We start from the raw sequence: 13,945 nt of genomic DNA on the forward strand, positions 1-13,945 counted from the left end.
GCGCCACGGCCGTACTGTTGAGCAGATACGTCACGGCACGACGACCGCAGCACCAGAGACTGACCCCGGAAGGCACCCCATGGTGGAGATCAAGACAGCCGAGCAGATCGCGAAGATGCGCGAGGCGGGGCTGGTCGTCGCCGCCATCCACGAGGCGACCCGCGCGGCCGCGGTGCCCGGTGCCTCCACCAAGGACCTGGACGACGTCGCCCGCAAGGTGATCGCCGACCACGGTGCCAAGTCGAACTTCCTGGGCTACGGCGGCTTCCCCGCGACCATCTGCACCTCGGTGAACGACATCGTGGTGCACGGCATCCCGGACCGGGAGACCGTGCTGAAGGACGGCGACCTCCTGTCCATCGACGCGGGCGCGATCATCGACGGCTGGCACGGGGACGCCGCCTTCACCGTCTTCGTCGGCGAGGGCCACGCTCCGGAGCTGCACGAGCTGAGCCGGGTGACCGAGGAGTCGATGTGGGCCGGGATCGCCGCGGTCCGCAAGGGCAGCCGGCTGATCGACATCTCCAGGGCGATCGAGGGCTACATCCGGCGCCAGCCGCGTCCGGCCTCCGGCAAGTACGGGATCATCGAGGACTACGGCGGCCACGGCATCGGCAGCCAGATGCACATGGACCCGCACCTGCTGAACTACGTCTCCCGCAAGCGCGGCAAGGGCCCGAAGCTGGTGCCCGGCTTCTGCATCGCGATCGAGCCGATGGTGAGCCTCGGCACCGCGAAGACGCACGTCCTCGCCGACGACTGGACCGTCAAGACGGACGACGGCACCTGGTCCAGCCACTGGGAGCACTCGGTCGCGCTGACCGAGGAGGGCCCGCTGGTGCTGACGGCGGTGGACGGCGGCAAGGCGAAGCTGGCCGAGCTGGGCGTGGAGACCGCGCCGGACCCGCTGGCCTGATCCCGTCGCCCTCCGTGATCTTGTTTGGCATAAACACCGCGGAATCCGGGCATGCTGCCCCGGATTCGTGTTTCGGGATGCCCTGACGTAGACTGACACGTCGGCTCACGCATGCCCTCCCGCATGTCGCGAGCCGATCAAGGTAGCCGATCCCGAAAGCAGGACATGGCCAAGAAGCAAGGCGCCATCGAAATCGAGGGCACCGTGATCGAGTCTCTGCCGAACGCGATGTTCAAGGTGGAGCTTCAGAACGGTCACAAGGTCCTCGCGCACATCAGCGGCAAGATGCGCATGCACTACATCCGCATCCTGCCCGATGACCGAGTTGTCGTGGAGCTCTCTCCGTACGACCTCACGCGCGGACGGATCGTCTACCGCTACAAGTAGATCTCACGACCCGGAGAACCTCACACCATGAAGGTCAAGCCGAGCGTCAAGAAGATCTGCGACAAGTGCAAGGTGATCCGCCGCCACGGCCGGGTCATGGTCATCTGCGACAACCTGCGCCACAAGCAGCGCCAGGGCTGACGCACGCCGGCCGATAGACCTGCACCTCTCGCAGCAATCTTCGCGCGACGCATAACTATACGTACATACGCAGTCACCCGTTCCCGACACGGCTTCCGCGCCGGTGGGGACGACACCCCCGGTCGGAGGCCGGGGACCCGGCCCGCCCGGCCGGGAGAGGTGCTGTGGAAGACCTCCGACAACCATCTGGAGCCAGATTCATGGCACGCCTTGCAGGCGTTGATCTCCCGCGCGAAAAGCGCGTCGAGGTCGCCCTCACCTACGTCTTCGGCATCGGTCGCACCCTTGCCCAGCAGACGCTCGCCAACACCGGTGTGAACCCGGACACCCGCGTTCGCGACCTGGCCGAAGAGGACCTGGTCAAGATCCGCGAGTACGTGGACAACAACATCAAGACCGAGGGTGACCTCCGTCGTGAGATTCAGGCCGACATCCGCCGCAAGGTGGAGATCGGCTGCTACCAGGGCCTGCGTCACCGCCGCGGCCTGCCGGTCCACGGCCAGCGCACCAGCACCAACGCCCGCACCCGCAAGGGCCCGCGTCGCGCGATCGCCGGTAAGAAGAAGCCGGGCAAGAAGTAGTCCGCACCGGACGCTGCCAAGCGGTCCGAGCTGTAGGACCGACCACCTCCACGGGAGAATTCAGGAATGCCTCCGAAGAGCAGGACGGCCGGCGCCAAGAAGGTGCGCCGCAAGGAGAAGAAGAACGTCGCCCACGGGCACGCTCACATCAAGAGCACGTTCAACAACACCATCGTTTCGATCACGGACCCCACCGGGAACGTGATTTCTTGGGCCTCGGCCGGCCACGTCGGCTTCAAGGGCTCGCGCAAGTCCACTCCGTTCGCCGCGCAGATGGCCGCCGAGTCGGCCGCCCGCCGCGCGCAGGAGCACGGCATGCGCAAGGTCGACGTGTTCGTCAAGGGTCCGGGCTCCGGCCGTGAGACCGCGATCCGCTCGCTCCAGGCCACCGGCCTGGAGGTGGGCTCGATCCAGGACGTCACTCCGACTCCGCACAACGGATGCCGCCCGCCCAAGCGCCGGCGCGTCTGACCCGCTGCTGAAGTAGGAGACAACTAGAAAATGGCGCGTTACACCGGGGCCGACTGCAAGCGTTGCCGTCGGGAAAAGCAGAAGCTCTTCCTCAAGGGGAGCAAGTGCGAGAGCGCAAAGTGCCCGATTGAGATCCGTCCTTACCCCCCGGGTGAGCACGGTCGCGGGCGCACCAAGGACAGCGAGTACCTCCTTCAGCTTCGGGAGAAGCAGAAGGCGACCCGCATCTACGGCGTCCTTGAGAAGCAGTTCCGTGGCTACTACGCGGAGGCGAACAAGAAGACCGGCAAGACCGGTGAGAACCTTCTTCGCATCCTCGAGACGCGGCTGGACAACGTGGTCTACCGGGCGGGCTTCGCCAAGTCCCGGGACCACGCCCGCCAGCTGGTCCGCCACGGACACTTCACCGTGAACGGTGTCAAGACCGACATTCCGTCGGCTCGTGTCTCCGTGAACGACATCATCGAGGTCCGCCAGAAGTCCCGGACCATGACCCCCTTCCAGGTGGCCGTGGCCGAGGCGGGCGAGCGCACCGTGCCGGCGTGGCTGGAGGCCATTCCGTCGCAGCTGCGGATCCTCGTGCACTCGATGCCCGAGCGCCAGGTGATCGACACCCAGGTGCAGGAGCAGCTCATCGTCGAGCTCTACTCCAAGTAGTAGAGGGTGACGATACGGGCGGTACGGCGCCGTATGGCACGTACCGCCCGTACCATAGAAGGGTTCGGCGTCAAATAGCGGGCGCCGGAGACTGGAGGAAAACCCCATGCTGATCGCTCAGCGTCCCTCGTTGACCGAAGAGGTCGTCGACGAGTTCCGCTCCCGGTTCGTGATCGAGCCGCTGGAGCCGGGCTTCGGCTACACCCTCGGAAACTCCCTGCGTCGTACGCTCCTCTCCTCGATTCCCGGTGCGGCGGTCACGTCCATCCGGATCGACGGGGTCCTGCACGAGTTCACCACCGTGCCGGGCGTCAAGGAGGACGTCACCGACCTGATCCTCAACATCAAGCAGCTGGTCGTCTCCTCGGAGCACGACGAGCCGGTCGTGATGTACCTGCGCAAGCAGGGCCCGGGTCTGGTCACCGCCGCCGACATCGCCCCGCCGGCCGGTGTCGAGGTGCACAACCCGGACCTGGTCCTGGCCACGCTGAACGGCAAGGGCAAGCTGGAGATGGAGCTGACCGTCGAGCGCGGTCGCGGCTACGTCTCCGCCGTCCAGAACAAGCAGGTCGGCCAGGAGATCGGCCGGATCCCGGTCGACTCGATCTACTCGCCGGTCCTCAAGGTCACCTACAAGGTCGAGGCGACCCGTGTCGAGCAGCGCACCGACTTCGACAAGCTGATCGTCGACGTCGAGACCAAGCAGGCCATGCGCCCGCGCGACGCCATGGCGTCGGCCGGTAAGACCCTGGTCGAGCTGTTCGGCCTGGCCCGCGAGCTGAACGTGGACGCCGAGGGCATCGACATGGGCCCGTCCCCGACGGACGCCGCCCTGGCCGCCGATCTGGCGCTGCCGATCGAGGAGCTCGAACTCACCGTTCGGTCGTACAACTGCCTCAAGCGTGAGGGCATCCACTCCGTGGGCGAGCTCGTCGCGCGCTCCGAGGCGGACCTGCTCGACATCCGCAACTTCGGCGCCAAGTCGATCGACGAGGTCAAGGCGAAGCTGGCCGGTATGGGCCTCGCGCTCAAGGACAGCCCGCCCGGATTCGACCCGACCGCCGCCGCGGACGCCTTCGGCGCGGACGACGACGCGGACGCCGGTTTCGTGGAGACCGAGCAGTACTGAGACCTCCGGCGGGCGCACGCTCGTCGGTAACTGACACCGGTACCTGATACGGCCGGTGCAGACATCTAGGAGATACACCATGCCGAAGCCCACCAAGGGCGCCCGTCTGGGCGGCAGCGCTGCGCACGAGCGGCTCCTGCTGGCGAACCTCGCCACCGCGCTGTTCGAGCACGGCCGGATCACCACCACCGAGGCGAAGGCCCGCCGCCTGCGCCCGGTCGCGGAGAAGCTGGTCACCAAGGCGAAGAAGGGCGACCTTCACAACCGCCGTCTGGTGCTCCAGACCGTCCGGGACAAGAGCGTCGTGCACACTCTCTTCACCGAGATCGCGCCGCGCTACGAGAACCGGCCGGGTGGCTACACCCGCATCACCAAGATCGGCAACCGTCGTGGCGACAACGCCCCGATGGCGGTCATCGAGCTGGTCGAGGCCCTGACCGTGCAGCAGGAGGCGGTCGGCGAGGCCGAGGCCGCCACCAAGCGCACCGCCAAGGACGCCGCCGGCGACCAGGCCGTCGCGGACCTCAAGAAGGACGAGGCCGCCGAGGCCGAGGCCACCGAGGCTCCGGAGGAGTCCAAGGACGCCTGACGTCCGAGGCTTGTTCGACGGACGGGCCCGCTCCCAGATTCTGGGTGCGGGCCCGTTCCGCGTCCTGCGTGGAGAGGAACGGTTGCGTGAGTGACGAGGCGGCACCCGGTTTCGTACGGGTCCGGCTGGATCTGAGCTACGACGGCAAGGACTTCTCGGGCTGGGCCAAGCAGCGCGAGCGGCGCACCGTCCAGGGCGAGCTGGAGAGCGCCCTGCGCACGGTGACCCGGTCGTCGGAGACCCATGAGCTGACGGTCGCGGGCCGCACCGACGCCGGGGTGCACGCCCGCGGGCAGGTCGCGCACGTCGACCTGCCGGAGGAGCTCTGGGCCGAGCACCGGGACAAGCTGCTGCGTCGGCTGGCGGGGCGGCTGCCGCACGACGTACGGGTGTGGCGCGTGGCGGAGGCGCCGCCCGGTTTCAACGCGCGCTTCTCGGCCATCTGGCGGCGGTACGCCTACCGGGTGGTGGACCACCCGGGCGGGGTCGATCCGCTGCTGCGCGGCCATGTGCTCTGGCACGACTGGCCGCTGGACGTGGACGCCATGAACGCGGCCTCGGCGCCGCTGCTCGGCGAGCACGACTTCGCCGCGTACTGCAAGCGGCGGGACGGCGCCACCACCATCCGCACCCTCCAGAAGCTGAGCTGGGAGCGCGGCGCGGACGGGGTGATCACGGCGACGGTGCGGGCCGACGCCTTCTGCCACAACATGGTCCGCTCGCTGGTCGGCGCGCTGCTGTTCACCGGCGACGGCCACCGCCCGGTGGACTGGCCGGGGAAGGTGCTGGCGGCGGGGGTGCGGGATTCGGCGGTCCATGTCGTACGCCCCCACGGTCTGACCCTCGAAGAGGTCGGCTACCCGGCCGACGAGTTGCTCGCGGCCCGGAACAAGGAGGCCCGCAACAAGCGTTCACTTCCCGGTGCGGGGTGCTGCTGACCTGCGCCGGGTGTGTGTGCGCGATCAGCGGGTACACGATTGCGCGCATCTGTGTCTGGAGCCGGAGCACAGGAGATCGCTACCATTTGCGCCGCAGAGACCGGGTGGCCGACCGGGAAGGGACGTAAACCGCGTGAGTACCAGTGAGGCCGCCGTACGTGAGCAGCTGACGAGGGCTCTGCAAGAGCGCGACGAGGAGATCGCCGACCGCTGGGTCGCGCTCCAGCTGGAGCAGGCGCTGCTCGGCACCGACATCAGTGAGGCCGAACTCCGCGAGGAGGCCGACTCGTTGATCGACGCGCTGGTCCCGGGGCTGGAGAGCGATGTCCCGGCGGACCGGGTCGTCACCTCCCACCCGGGGCTGCACCAGGCGGTCGTGGGACTGTCCATGCGCCGGGCCCAGGCAGGGGCCACGCCGACCGCGACGTCGCTGGCGGTGCTGGCGCTCAAGGAGGCACTGCTGAAGGCCGTACAGCGGGAGACCCGGGACGCCGAGGAGCTGTTCGCCACGGCGGTCTTCATCAACCGGCTGCTCGATGTGGCCGGGGCGCTGTCCTTCGAGACGTACGTGGAGGGCCGCGAGGAGATCATCCGGCGGCAGAGCCAGCAGCTGATGGAGCTGTCCACGCCGGTGGTGCGGCTGTGGAAGCAGGTGCTGGCGGTGCCGCTGATCGGCACCCTGGACACGGCGCGGACCCAGATCGTGATGGAGAACCTGCTCCAGGCGATACAGGACCATGAGGCGCTGGTCGCGATCATCGACATCACGGGCGTCTCGACGGTGGACACCGCCGTCGCCCAGCACCTCATGCAGACCGTCAACGCGGTGCGGCTGATGGGCGCGGACTGCGTGATCAGCGGCATCCGGCCGTCCATCGCACAGACCATCGCCCAGCTCGGCATCGACCTGTCCACCATCCTCACGCGGGCGACGCTGGCCGACGCGCTGGCCGCCGCGATCAAGCTGATCGACGGTCCGGGCCCGGGCGGGGACGCGGGGGAAAGCCGGTGAGCGGAGGACCCCGCCCGGTGGGCGTGCCGATCCTGCGGCTGGGCGACGTCCTGGTCACGGGACTGCTCAACGAGCTGGACGACCGCGCCGCCATCGCCTTCACCGAGGAGCTGACGGCCCGCATCTCCGCCGAGGGGGCGCGGGGGGTGCTCATCGACATCTCCCGACTGGAGATCATCGACTCCTTCGTGGCGCGCACCCTGATGGAGCTGACCACGGTGTCCCGGCTGCTGGGCGCCCGGGTGATCGTGGCGGGCATGCGGCCCCCGGTGGCGATCACCCTGGTCGAGCTGGGGATCGAACTGGTCGGTGTGGAGACCGCACTCAACCCGGAACAGGGCTTGGCCGCGCTGGGGTGGCGGCAGGCCCAGGAACCCCTGGGAGGGTCCCGACGTGGCGCTGCCCGGTGAGTCCGCCGTCGCTTCCCGGCCGAAGCCGGCGCCCCGCGCGGGCGACGGCGAGGCGGGCGCGCCCGTGACCCGTCAGGTCACCCATCAGGTCCGTACCGAGGAGGACCTGCTGGCGGTGCGGCACGCGGTGCGTGCGGCCACCGTCGAGGTCGGGTTCGGGATCGTCGACCAGACCCGGGTGGTCACGGCGGCGAGCGAGCTGGCCCGTAACGCCTATGTCCACGGCGGGGGCGGCACCCTGACGATCGAGCAGGTCCGCGGCCCCGCCGGGCGCGGGCTGCGGCTGATCGTCAAGGACGACGGGCCCGGCATCGAGGACCTCGACACGGCGCTCACCGACGGCTTCACCACCGGCGCGGGGCTCGGCCACGGGCTGGGCGGGGCGCGTCGGCTGATGGACGAGTTCACGGTGCACACCGGCGCGGGGCAGGGCACGGTCGTGGTCGCCACCCGGTGGACGGTCCGGTGATCCGTACGACGGTGACCCCCACCGCCCAGGTACGGATCGACCATCACAGCGCGGTCCACCTGGCGGCCGAGACCGCGCGGCGTACGGCGCGGGAGTGCGGGCTGCCCGGCGCGCTGCCCGAGCAGGCGGCCGTGGTCGCGTCGGAGCTGGCCACCAACCTGGACAAGCACGCCAGCGACGGCACCCTCTACATCCAGCCCGTGCCGCTCGGCGAGGGCATGGAGATCCTGGCCGCCGACCGCGGCCCCGGCATGGCCGAGCTGGAACGCTGCCTCACCGACGGCTACACCACCGCCGGAACCCTCGGCGTGGGGCTCGGCGCGGTGACCCGGCTCGCCACCCACTTCGCCATCCGCACGGGTACGGGGGCCGGTGCCGAGGTCGGCACCTGGGCCTGCGCCCGGCTCGCCCCGCCCGGCGACCGGGGCGCCGCGCTCCAGGGCGTGGGCTCGGTGTGCCTGGCCGTCGCCGGGGAGGAGGAATGCGGCGACGCGTGCGCCGTCGCCGACACCGGCGCCACCCGCACCGCCGTCGTCCTCGACGGGCTGGGTCACGGGACCCAGGCCGCGGAGGCGGCCGGTCTCGCGCTGCGCGTCTTCGACGCCGACCCCGGGCGGCCGCTGTGCGAGCTGGTGACCGCCATGCACCGCGCCCTGCGGCAGACCCGCGGGGCCGCGGCCGGGGTGCTGCGCCTCCACGACGATCACGCCGAGTACTGCGGCATCGGCAACGTCCGGGTGCTGACCCTGACCCACCAGGGCGTCCAGTCCCGGCTCACCGGGCAGCCCGGCGTCGTCGGCTGGTCCATGCCCGCCCCGCACGTCCACCGCTTCCCGCTGCCGCCGGGCGTCACCGCGGTGCTCCACAGCGACGGCATCGACGCCGGATGGGCGCGCGATCCGTCGCCGTTCCTGCTCCGACTCCCGCCACCCCTGTTGTCCGCCGCACTCGCCCATGGCCATCGCCGCATCCGCGACGATGCCACGGTTCTCACGGCCAGGCCCCCACAGAGGCACCCATGACCACCCGGACCATCGGCTGCGACACGGCGGACGGGCTCAGCCGGGCCGTGCGCCGCATCGCCCGCGACCACGCCCTGGATCCCGGCGTGCGCGGACGGCTCGTGCTGTCCGTCGCTGCCGTTGCGGAACCGGCCCTGAGCGCGGCCGGACACACCTCGCTGAGCTGGACGTTCCAGTGCGAGGACGAGGACCGGTCCGGGCTGCTGACGCTGGCGCTCGGTTTAGACGCCCCCGTGGCCCTGCCGTCCGCCGAGACCGCGGCCGGGCTCCCGCTGCCCGCCGACGCGGTGACGGAACGGGAGGTCGTGTGGCGGCTCCCGGCCGCCCCGGCACCCGACGCCCCGGCCGACGGGCCGGCGCCGGACGACGCGGCGCTGGTGACGGAGGAGCTGCGCGCCGTGGTGGCCCGCGCCGACGCGCTCACCGCCGAACACCGCCGCCTCAAGGACGAACTCGCCGAGACCAACAGCGGCGTGCTCGCCCTGTACGTCCAGCTCGACGAGCGCGACGCGCAGTTGCGCAAGGCGCACGGCCAGACCCTGCGCGAGCTGGAGGACGCGCTGCGTCCGGCGCCCCTGGAGGTCGACGGTCTCGAACTCGCCGTCCACTACGCGCCCGCGGGCACCGACGCGCCCACCGGCGGTGACCTGTACGACTGGTTCGTGCTGCCCGACGGCACGGTCCACATCACGGTCGTGGACGCGCTCGGCCACGGGGTGACCAGTACCCGTGGCGCGCTCAATGTCACCCACGCGGTGCGCACCCTCGCGCTGGAGGGCCACCACCTCCAGTCGATCGTCGCCCGCACCGACGAGATCCTGCTGCCGTTCGACCGCAGCGTGATGGCGACCGTCCTGCTGGCCCGGATCGACCCGGCCACCGGTGAGCTGTGGGTGGCCAACGGCAGCCATCCGCCCGCGCTGCTGACGCGCGGTGACGGCACGGCGCGCTATCTGGAGGCGCGCGGCCGCGGGATCGGCTTCCCGATGCCCGGGAGCGACCGGCTGCTGACCGAGAAGATGGCGCCGGGCGATCTCCTGCTCCTCTACACCGACGGGCTCACCGAGAGCCGTCGGGACCCCGTGGAGGGCGAGAAGCGTCTGATCGAGGCCGCGTACGAGCATCTGCACGCCCCGATCGAGGAGATCCCCGGCGCCATCGCGGACGATATGCACACCGTGATCCTTCACCCGGACGACACGCTCGCGCTGGCCGTCCGGGTCCGGTCCTGAAGGTCCTGAGGGACCTGAAGGTCCTGACGGTCCCTAGGAGGACCGCAGGATCGCCGGCCGGTGGTGCCGCTGCCGTTGCCGCCGTCGCCACAGCGCCCGGTCGTGCGGCTGTGCCCGGACCAGCTCCTCGAAGAGGGTGTGGGCGCCGAGCAGCGCCTCCCGCAGCCGGTCCGTGTCGACATGGCCCGCGCGGGCCTGCTCCGCCTCGGTGTGCAGCTGCCGGTAGCCGCCGACCGCCTGGGCGTGCCGGACGGACAGCGCCTCCAGCAGCTGCTCCGGGGACTCGGCCGGATAGCCGCGCTCGACCGCCAGCGCGCTGAGCAGCCGGTCGGCCTCCCGCACCGAGAGCGCGGGGGACTCGACGAACCGCTCCTGGATACCCGACCAGCGGGCCGCGTACTGCTCCCGGGACTCCGGCGTCAGCGCCCGTATCGACAGTTCGCCGTAGCGTCGCAGCCGCTCGCTGAGCTCCCACTGCGCCGCCTTGGCGTCGCCGCCGTGCCGTGCGACGGCCCGGTCGTACTCGGGGCCGAACCGGCTGATGAGGCCGTCGCGGCTGCTCTGCCGCACGGGCCGCGCGAACACCAGCGCCACCATGGCCACCAGCGCCGCTACCAGGATGATGAGCGTGACTGACATCGGATTGCCTTCCGCAGAGATTTCCTCGCTCGAGGCTTGACATCACCCAGTGTTACCGCGCTGGCCAGAGCCAAACGCGGCGCACGCGTCACCCCCGCCCTCAATTTTCGTGTGGTGCACAGGTAATGGCCAGGTCCCCGGATTTGCCGAGGCAGGGGCGGACACCGTGAGTGACCGGGTGGAGGTCGGTCTTGTGGCGGTCGAGGATGTCCCCGATGACCCGGCCGATGCGGATCGCGGCGGTGGAGTCGGGCGCCTTGCGGAGGGTCAGGTCCCAGCCCGCGGTGCCCTTCTGGCCGCCGCGCGCCGCGTGGATCCGCTCGTACGGAACGGTGAAGCGGAACCGGGTCGCGTCCAGCGCGGTGACGCCCGCGGTGAACGGGAGCGCCGCGCCGCGCGGGGTGGCGAGCACGCTCGGGGCGGCGTCGGCGGCGAAGCGGGCGCCGTGCAGGGTGCCCTCGACGACGAGCCCGTCGGCCTCGGCGCGGATCACCCGGGCCTCGGCGTGGGCCGGGCGGCGCCAGGCGCGCAGCGCGAGATAGCCGTCGACGGTGGGGTACGGGATCCACCAGGCGAACGGGGAGCCGGGCAGCGGATCGAGACCCACCAGCCCGCGCCCCTCGGCGAACCGGCACATCACCCGGCGGCGCACCCCGTCCGAGGAGCGCACCACGTGCACGTCCCAGCGGCCCTCGGCGAGGTCGATCGCGCGGCGGTCCAGCGTCGCGGTCCACGGCGCGCCCGGGGCGGCGGGGGGCCGCAGCGGCACCCGGGCCGGGGTGCCCCGGCCACCGCGGTGAGTGAGGGTCAGGGCGAGGCCGGTGCCGTGGACGCCCGCGGGCTCGACCAGCACGGCCATGGTGCCGTCGGCGTCGACGCGGCAGGAGGCGACCGGGCGCAGGGGCTTGCGGATCAGCTGCTTGACCACGCTCTTGAAGGTCTTCCGGGGCACGGCCGGACGTCCGGCGTGGGAGCCGAAGGCGCGGGCAGCGGAGGCGGGCCGGGGGCCGGTCCGGGGCGACTGGCCGCGCCGGGCGAAGAGTTCGGCGAAGAGTTCCTCGTACGCGGTGGCCAGGCGCGCCGGTGCGTACCGCTGCGCCGCGACCCGCGCCGCCTCGCCCATGGAGCGGCGCAGCGCGTCGTCCTCGATGAGGGTGAGCAGTCCCTTGGCGATGCCGTCGGCGTCGCCGACGGGGACCAGCATCCCGTCGTGGCCGTCGGTGATGATCTCGCCGGGCCCGTGCGGGCAGTCGGTGGCGACGACGGGCACCCCGCAGTGCATCGCCTCGACGATCGTCATGCCGAACGACTCCTCGCGGGAGGTGACGGCGGCGATGGCGCCCTTGGCCCATTCGGTCTCGATGGGGGAGTGGGCGCCCATCATCGTGATGTGCCCGGCGAGCCCGAGTTCGTCGATCTGGCGGCGGAGGGCGGGCGCCTGGGGGCCGCGGCCGTAGATCCGCAGGTGCCAGTCGGGGTGTTTGGCGGCGACCGTGGCCCAGGCGCTGACCAGCAGGTCGTAGCGCTTGACCGGGATGAGCCGGCCGGCGGCCACGACCAGTTTGGCGTTGCCGTCGGAGGGCTGGATGCCGGTGGCGGGCACGCAGTTGGGCAGCCCGGTCAGCAGGGTGGAGACGCCGGGCAGGCGGTCGCGGTGGGTCCGCGCGTCGGCCTCGGAGACGGAGGTGTTGGCGTCGAGCCGGGCGAGGGCGGCGTCGCAGGCGGTGCGGATCTCGGCGCGGTGGGTTTCGTACAGCCGGTGCTCCTGGCCGATCCGCAGATAGCGGCCCTCCTGCCCGAGCGCGGCGAGGCAGATCACCAGCCCGGGGCGGGTGGCGATGACGACGTCGGCGTCGGTGTCGGCCAGGTAGGCGGCGAGGCGCTGGTCGGTGAGCGCGTTGAAGTTGACGGTGCCTTTGGACTCCGCGGCCGGGACGTGGGCGCTGGGCTGCTTCAGCAGCGGGTTGCCGAGGTCGCCGGACTCGCGCGGGGCGTCCGGGCGTTGGTCGATCAGCGGTCTGACCCGCACGCCCCGGGGGAGGGGGAGGCCCGGGGTGTCGATGGTGCGTATCAGGGAGACGATCTCCACGCGGTGGCGGGCGGCGAGCGCCCCGGCCAGATTGAACGTCGACCGGATGGTGCCGCCGATCCCATAGGCGTTGTGCAGCAGAAAAGCGATCTTCATGGTGATGTACGCGCGGCCCTCTGGGTCTGCCGCGACGTGCCCTCCCCTCCGGTGTGTGCCGCCGGTGTGATGGCGATATGGAGTGAACTGAGGAACGATCGGTCGGTAAGACAGCCTGGAGGCGGAAAAGTTGCTTATGCATGTGGTGATATGGGATGCACCACATTCAGTGTGAGCTGTACAACCTCCGTCCGCACGGCGAGTCCGCGCCCGCAGAGGTTGTTCGCGACCCCTTGGGTTCCGGCCGCCCCCGTTGTTGGATGGCCCGAAGGAACGCGGGGGCGTCAACCGAGGGCGGGCAGAGACGTGATGACATCCGGAGCGCGGAGCGTGCTCACCGCGGCGGCGGTCCTGGCGGCACTGGGGCTGGTGACCGGATGCGGTGGTTCGGACCGGAAGCCGGACGAGAAGGTCGCCCAGCGCGACGGCGCGGCGGCGGAGCCGCTGTCCGCGTCCGCCCTGGAACGGGCCGCGCTGGTCAAGGCCGACCTCAAGGGTGCCGGTCTCAAGGGGTACGGGATCGGCAAGATGACGGAGCGGGAGTTCAACGGGGGCGAGAACGCTCAGCCTGCCAAGGCCCTCCAGCCCGGATGCCGACCGCTGGCCGCGCTGATGGGCACCGGCTTCGACCCGGCGCCCCGGAACTCCGTCTACCGGAGCTACGCCGCGGCCTCGGGCCGGGACGCGGGCGTCTCCGGCATCATCCGGCTCTCCTCGTACGGGCCCGGCGACGCCGAGAAGACGGTCGAGGACCTGCGGAAGGCGATATCCGCCTGCGGGGGCGGGTTCGCGGCCACCGACGGTTCGGGAAAGCGGGCGGACGTCACCAAGGTGACCCCGCTCGGCGCGCCCGCGGCGGGCGACGAGGCGCTCGCGTACAGCATGGTCGACGGCGGCAAGGAGAAGGCCGTCATCGCCTTCACGGTGGTGCGCACCGGACCCCAGCTCACCGTGGCCTTCGGTGTGAACCTGACGAACCCCACCCAGCCCGCGGTCCCCAAAACGGTCGTGGAGCGTCAGGTTCGAAAGGTGGAGGCCGCGAACCGGTCATAGGGGGTGTGAAGCCTCCCATATCCGCCTACGACGCGCGTACGATTCGACGTACGCGGGTAAAACGGACGCGGTACGCCGAAGGGCACGGGGCGGGTTTCGGGGGGAGCGCGCGGG

The 13,945-nt window shown here is 71.0% G+C and carries 17 protein-coding genes; 15 read left to right on the plus strand and 2 right to left on the minus strand.

The window, feature by feature from the left end:
• The first annotated feature begins 79 nt into the window (after positions 1–79).
• The 14 genes from map to LCH29_RS00455 all read left to right on the plus strand — a co-directional run bounded on the left by map (position 80) and on the right by LCH29_RS00455 (position 9,954).
• Positions 80–916, plus strand: a complete 837-nt coding sequence (map, locus tag LCH29_RS00390) for a type I methionyl aminopeptidase (RefSeq protein WP_446459631.1) — start codon at positions 80–82, stop codon at positions 914–916.
• 165 nt (positions 917–1,081) lie between these two features.
• The gene (gene infA / locus LCH29_RS00395) at positions 1,082–1,303 is read left to right on the plus strand and encodes a translation initiation factor IF-1 (protein WP_003956442.1); all 222 of its coding nucleotides are present in this window, start codon (positions 1,082–1,084) and stop codon (positions 1,301–1,303) included.
• Between the two features lie 27 nt (positions 1,304–1,330).
• Positions 1,331–1,444: a 50S ribosomal protein L36 gene (gene rpmJ / locus LCH29_RS00400; RefSeq protein WP_003956441.1), complete on the plus strand. Its 114-nt coding sequence runs from the start codon at positions 1,331–1,333 to the stop codon at positions 1,442–1,444.
• A gap of 200 nt (positions 1,445–1,644) precedes the next feature.
• Positions 1,645–2,025 carry a 30S ribosomal protein S13 gene (gene rpsM, locus LCH29_RS00405; RefSeq protein ID WP_009715861.1) on the plus strand — a complete coding sequence of 127 codons (381 nt, stop codon included), beginning with the start codon at positions 1,645–1,647 and terminating at the stop codon, positions 2,023–2,025.
• A 66-nt stretch (positions 2,026–2,091) separates the two neighbouring features.
• Positions 2,092–2,496, plus strand: coding sequence for a 30S ribosomal protein S11 (gene rpsK, locus LCH29_RS00410; RefSeq protein ID WP_009715860.1), 405 nt, complete (start codon positions 2,092–2,094; stop codon positions 2,494–2,496).
• A gap of 30 nt (positions 2,497–2,526) precedes the next feature.
• Positions 2,527–3,153: a 30S ribosomal protein S4 gene (rpsD, locus tag LCH29_RS00415; RefSeq protein ID WP_123108476.1), complete on the plus strand. Its 627-nt coding sequence runs from the start codon at positions 2,527–2,529 to the stop codon at positions 3,151–3,153.
• 106 nt (positions 3,154–3,259) lie between these two features.
• On the plus strand, positions 3,260–4,282 hold the full coding sequence (locus LCH29_RS00420; protein WP_009715858.1) for a DNA-directed RNA polymerase subunit alpha: 1,023 nt from the start codon (positions 3,260–3,262) through the stop codon (positions 4,280–4,282).
• A gap of 79 nt (positions 4,283–4,361) precedes the next feature.
• Positions 4,362–4,871 carry a 50S ribosomal protein L17 gene (gene rplQ / locus LCH29_RS00425; protein ID WP_446459632.1) on the plus strand — a complete coding sequence of 170 codons (510 nt, stop codon included), beginning with the start codon at positions 4,362–4,364 and terminating at the stop codon, positions 4,869–4,871.
• 86 nt (positions 4,872–4,957) lie between these two features.
• Entirely contained in the window at positions 4,958–5,809 is an 852-nt protein-coding gene (gene truA / locus LCH29_RS00430; RefSeq protein WP_446459633.1) for a tRNA pseudouridine(38-40) synthase TruA, read from the plus strand.
• Positions 5,810–5,942: 133 nt separating this feature from the next.
• Positions 5,943–6,821: an STAS domain-containing protein gene (locus LCH29_RS00435; protein ID WP_446459634.1), complete on the plus strand. Its 879-nt coding sequence runs from the start codon at positions 5,943–5,945 to the stop codon at positions 6,819–6,821.
• Positions 6,818–7,231 (plus strand): STAS domain-containing protein, encoded by a 414-nt coding sequence (locus LCH29_RS00440; RefSeq protein ID WP_446459635.1) that lies wholly within the window; start codon positions 6,818–6,820, stop codon positions 7,229–7,231. Before LCH29_RS00435 ends, LCH29_RS00440 begins: the two co-directional genes overlap by 4 nt.
• Positions 7,215–7,700, plus strand: coding sequence for an ATP-binding protein (locus LCH29_RS00445; RefSeq protein WP_446459636.1), 486 nt, complete (start codon positions 7,215–7,217; stop codon positions 7,698–7,700). The genes LCH29_RS00440 and LCH29_RS00445 overlap by 17 nt, the downstream gene beginning before the upstream one ends.
• Positions 7,697–8,722 carry a SpoIIE family protein phosphatase gene (locus LCH29_RS00450; RefSeq protein WP_446459637.1) on the plus strand — a complete coding sequence of 342 codons (1,026 nt, stop codon included), beginning with the start codon at positions 7,697–7,699 and terminating at the stop codon, positions 8,720–8,722. Before LCH29_RS00445 ends, LCH29_RS00450 begins: the two co-directional genes overlap by 4 nt.
• Positions 8,719–9,954: a PP2C family protein-serine/threonine phosphatase gene (locus LCH29_RS00455; protein WP_446459638.1), complete on the plus strand. Its 1,236-nt coding sequence runs from the start codon at positions 8,719–8,721 to the stop codon at positions 9,952–9,954. Before LCH29_RS00450 ends, LCH29_RS00455 begins: the two co-directional genes overlap by 4 nt.
• A gap of 33 nt (positions 9,955–9,987) precedes the next feature.
• Here the strand turns inward: LCH29_RS00455 and LCH29_RS00460 are convergent, their stop codons facing one another.
• Both LCH29_RS00460 and LCH29_RS00465 read right to left on the minus strand, forming a co-directional pair.
• The gene (locus LCH29_RS00460; RefSeq protein WP_446459639.1) at positions 9,988–10,593 is read right to left on the minus strand and encodes a hypothetical protein; all 606 of its coding nucleotides are present in this window, start codon (positions 10,591–10,593) and stop codon (positions 9,988–9,990) included.
• 100 nt (positions 10,594–10,693) lie between these two features.
• Positions 10,694–12,778 (minus strand): glycosyltransferase, encoded by a 2,085-nt coding sequence (locus LCH29_RS00465; RefSeq protein WP_446459640.1) that lies wholly within the window; start codon positions 12,776–12,778, stop codon positions 10,694–10,696.
• 309 nt (positions 12,779–13,087) lie between these two features.
• Here LCH29_RS00465 and LCH29_RS00470 point away from each other — a divergent pair, with 309 nt between their 5' ends.
• Positions 13,088–13,831, plus strand: coding sequence for a hypothetical protein (locus LCH29_RS00470; RefSeq protein ID WP_446459641.1), 744 nt, complete (start codon positions 13,088–13,090; stop codon positions 13,829–13,831).
• The last annotated feature ends 114 nt before the right edge of the window (positions 13,832–13,945 follow it).

This window comes from Streptomyces sp. BRA346, from assembly GCF_052851135.1.

Excerpts from the sequence above, each read along its gene's own strand:
- map (WP_446459631.1), top strand. The coding sequence starts at position 80 with ATGGTGGAGATCAAGACAGCCGAGCAGATCGCGAAGATGCGCGAGGCG.
- infA (WP_003956442.1), top strand. The coding sequence starts at position 1,082 with ATGGCCAAGAAGCAAGGCGCCATCGAAATCGAGGGCACCGTGATCGAG.
- rpmJ (WP_003956441.1), top strand. The coding sequence starts at position 1,331 with ATGAAGGTCAAGCCGAGCGTCAAGAAGATCTGCGACAAGTGCAAGGTG.
- rpsM (WP_009715861.1), top strand. The coding sequence starts at position 1,645 with ATGGCACGCCTTGCAGGCGTTGATCTCCCGCGCGAAAAGCGCGTCGAG.
- rpsK (WP_009715860.1), top strand. The coding sequence starts at position 2,092 with ATGCCTCCGAAGAGCAGGACGGCCGGCGCCAAGAAGGTGCGCCGCAAG.
- rpsD (WP_123108476.1), top strand. The coding sequence starts at position 2,527 with ATGGCGCGTTACACCGGGGCCGACTGCAAGCGTTGCCGTCGGGAAAAG.
- LCH29_RS00420 (WP_009715858.1), top strand. The coding sequence starts at position 3,260 with ATGCTGATCGCTCAGCGTCCCTCGTTGACCGAAGAGGTCGTCGACGAG.
- rplQ (WP_446459632.1), top strand. The coding sequence starts at position 4,362 with ATGCCGAAGCCCACCAAGGGCGCCCGTCTGGGCGGCAGCGCTGCGCAC.
- LCH29_RS00455 (WP_446459638.1), top strand. The coding sequence starts at position 8,719 with ATGACCACCCGGACCATCGGCTGCGACACGGCGGACGGGCTCAGCCGG.
- LCH29_RS00460 (WP_446459639.1), bottom strand. The coding sequence starts at position 10,593 with ATGTCAGTCACGCTCATCATCCTGGTAGCGGCGCTGGTGGCCATGGTG.
- LCH29_RS00465 (WP_446459640.1), bottom strand. The coding sequence starts at position 12,778 with ATGAAGATCGCTTTTCTGCTGCACAACGCCTATGGGATCGGCGGCACC.
- LCH29_RS00470 (WP_446459641.1), top strand. The coding sequence starts at position 13,088 with ATGACATCCGGAGCGCGGAGCGTGCTCACCGCGGCGGCGGTCCTGGCG.